At 67.3% G+C, this 3,067-nt stretch carries 3 protein-coding genes and 1 pseudogene; 2 read left to right on the top strand and 2 right to left on the bottom strand.

From position 1 onward, the window contains the following. A pseudogene (locus ABIB26_RS23615) lies at window positions 1-389 on the top strand (hypothetical protein); the annotation flags it as partial. Between the two features lie 171 nt (window positions 390-560). Here the strand turns inward: ABIB26_RS23615 and ABIB26_RS23610 are convergent. Continuing rightward, window positions 561-989, bottom strand: a complete 429-nt coding sequence (locus tag ABIB26_RS23610) for an MFS transporter (RefSeq protein ID WP_354248636.1) — start codon at window positions 987-989, stop codon at window positions 561-563. 94 nt (window positions 990-1,083) lie between these two features. On the opposite strand from ABIB26_RS23610, the gene ABIB26_RS23605 reads away from it, so the two are divergent. Next, complete coding sequence (locus tag ABIB26_RS23605) at window positions 1,084-2,106, top strand: hypothetical protein (RefSeq protein WP_354248634.1); 1,023 nt, start codon at window positions 1,084-1,086, stop codon at window positions 2,104-2,106. Between the two features lie 295 nt (window positions 2,107-2,401). Here ABIB26_RS23605 and ABIB26_RS23600 read toward each other — a convergent pair whose 3' ends face one another. Beyond that, complete coding sequence (locus ABIB26_RS23600; protein ID WP_354248632.1) at window positions 2,402-2,977, bottom strand: gluconokinase; 576 nt, start codon at window positions 2,975-2,977, stop codon at window positions 2,402-2,404. Window positions 2,978-3,067: the final 90 nt, after the last annotated feature.

Here is a 3,067-nt window from a genome sequence, read left to right as displayed (position 1 = left end):
CACCGGGCTGGATTTCACCGTCGGGGCGGCACTACCCCGGCGAACACCAGGACTGGGAACCACCCCGCTGGCCACACTGGCTCCCGACCACAGACACCGGCCCAGACACAGACACGGACACCGGCCCGGGCCAGGCCCTGCCCGCGGATCCGGGACATCATCCGGACCCGCCGCCAACCGGGCACCCCGGCCGGGATCCCGAACCGGAACTGCTGCCCCCGGACCCCTTCCCGGACTGGCACCAATTCACGGACTGGGAGCAATTCACGGACTGGCACCCATGGCCCGCCGCAGACACGGCCGATCCGGGCTGGCCGGCGCCCCTCGAGGACCCCTCCCCGGAATGGCTCATGTTCCTCACGGCTTCAGACAGCGCCCAGCCAGAGTAGCGGCCGCCTCATAGAGACCCGCTCGTTCCCCTGGTGTTCGGAGCCGGGCTGTAGCCCGCGCTCAAGATACCCGGCGCTCAGGATACAGAGCACGACGACGGCGGCACTCGGCGTAGTGCCGCCGTCGTCGTTCAGCAGGCCAGGTGATCCCTTATCTCCGTTAGGACGGGTTCATCCCAGGTGGACGATGGGGGCGTCGCCGTCGGTTCCGGTGAACTTCTTGCGGTCGATGTTGATGAGCAGCAGGGCGATCGGGGCGATCAGGATCGCAATGCCCGCGGCCCAGAGGAAGACCATGGAGTAGCCGGTGGAGAGGGCCGCCAGTGAGACGCCACCGGCCGTGGCGGCGGCCGCGATGGTGCTGAACAGGGCGATGCCCAGCGAACCACCGATCTGCTGCGAGGCGTTGACGAGTGCGCCGGCGACGCCGGAATCGTCCTTGTCCACGCCGAACAGGGCGAGGTTCTGCATCGGAACGAAGACCATGCCCAGCCCGGCACCCATGAGAAGCAGCGCGGGCAGCATGTTGACGAGATAGCTGCCGTCCGCAGTCACCTGGGTGAACCACAGCATCGCAGCCGCCGTGAAGACCGGGCCCACGGCCGTCGGAATCTTGACATATTCCGCGGCCCGGCGGTCATGAACTGGGCGGAGCCCGGCCTCACCCGGGTTCGCCCGGCGCCTCACGCAGGCCTTGTCAGAATTCTCCGAACGCGGGGGTGAGGGGCAGGACCAATGGGCGCAGGCCGTCGAGTTGCTGCTCTATTATCCGGACCAGGACGGACGCGAGCCGTTGCTCGAGCGCTATCTGCGCACCAACAAGAATATTGGGCCCGAAGACCGGCTGGTCTACGAAAGCTGGCGGGACCGCAATGTTCTCGGTGTCTTCCACGTCGATGCCCGGAAGGGTGCCCGGCTTGGCCTGCTCATCGATGAGATGGATTACCCGGCCTACGCCACCGCAGGGGCGGAAGCGATCAGCGTCGTCCAGCGCGGCGGCTACATCCTGACCCGATTGGTGCCGATCGGTGACATCTGGACCATCAGCGGGACCATGCGCCTGTTCGGCCCGAGGGACCTCCCCGCCGTCAAGACTCTTGCGGCGTCCCTGCTCAAGCGCTTTCCCACATTGGCATTCCACAATCCGGAAAAGGCCGAGCAGGCACGCAGGATCGTCGGAAAGCACCACACCGTCTTCCTGGACATCTTTGGCGCGCATATCGTGAGCGGCACCGGGTCCGGCATCATAGCGGCCTACCGCAGTTTCCTGGATGCCTGCAGCGAGGCGTCCGTCGCTGAAAATCCCGACGCTGCGGCGCGGGTGACCCCCGCCGAACAGCTGGCACCGGATGATTCCTTCCCGCCGGAGCTCGCAGAGTCCGGCGACGTAGCGCTCTACCATCATCCCGTGATGGGCGTGTCCTTCCTCGTCGGCTACGGGCAGGTCGAGGCCGCCCACCGTACGCCGCCGGCCGACGCGGAGGACCCGGCAGCGGAAGTCCTGCGCGGCTACGTGGAGGACAGCACGATTCCGGCTTACGTCCTGGAGGACCTCGCGGCGAAATACCCGGACACGGTCGACGGCGCCTACGGGCTGCCGTGTCCAGCCCCGGATTCCGCTGGGAGCACGACGGCGCGGCCCTGCTCCGCCGTCACAAGCCGGATTCCGACCGGGACAAGGACCTTCCTGGCGTCTCGCCGGTGCCTGCATCGCTGATCGATGAACACCGCCGGCTCAGGTAGCGGCCGGCGGGCAGCAATGGGCGACCCAGCGATATCCCGAGGCCGCCCCTTCGCGCTTAGCCGGAGTAGACAGAATTCAGCTGGGCGGTGTCGCAGTATTCCTCGAAGGATCCGGGTGCGGGCCGGCCTTGATGATAAGCCGGCCGATCTTTTCCCCGAGGCTCATTCCGGCGATCATGGAATCCACCCACCCAAGGGCGTCGTCGTCGAGGTTGAACGGCGCCGCTGAAGGTCGACGTCGAACTGCCCCGCCCGGGCGCCACTGGGACTTACCCAACGCCCGCTGAGTTGGCCGCGATGTGGGAGGCTGCACCGGCGATGCCGGCCAAAGCGGCTGCCACGACATCCGCAAGCGGTGCTGCAATGTCCACTACGACGCCGGATTCGTCCGCCGCCAGCGGTTCCAGGGTGGCCAGTTGGGAATCCAGCAGCGTGGCCGGCATGAAATGGCCGCTGCGGCCCTCCAGCCGGGCACCGAGGACCTCCTTGCTGCCGTTCAGGTGCAGGAAGACGGTGTCCGGCGCCTGCTCGCGGATGGCATCCCGGTAGCTGCGGCGAAGCGCTGAACAGGCCAGGACCAGGCCGTCCGAACCGGCGGCAGCCAGTTCGCTGCCCACAATCGCGAGCCAGGGCCAGCGGTCCTCATCCGTCAGCGGGCTGCCGGCCGCCATTTTGGCGACGTTTTCCACCGGGTGGAGCGAATCGCCGTCGAGGAACGGAACGTTCAGTTCGCGGGCGACGAGGTCCCCGATGGTGGTCTTGCCGCAGCCCGAGACGCCCATGACAACAATGCGCGGCTTGGCCGGAACACCGGCTTTCGGAGTGGGGAGTTCGTCGTTGGTCACCAGTCGTGGACCGTTCCGTCGACGAGGCGGTTGTAGGGCAGGTAGGCCTGCTGGTACGGGTAGGCCGCGGCGGCTTGCTCGTTGAACTCG

This window comes from Arthrobacter sp. UYEF20 (genome assembly GCF_040546335.1).
GTDB lineage: Bacteria > Actinomycetota > Actinomycetes > Actinomycetales > Micrococcaceae > Arthrobacter.
This window is presented reverse-complemented; position numbering and strand designations above follow the sequence as displayed.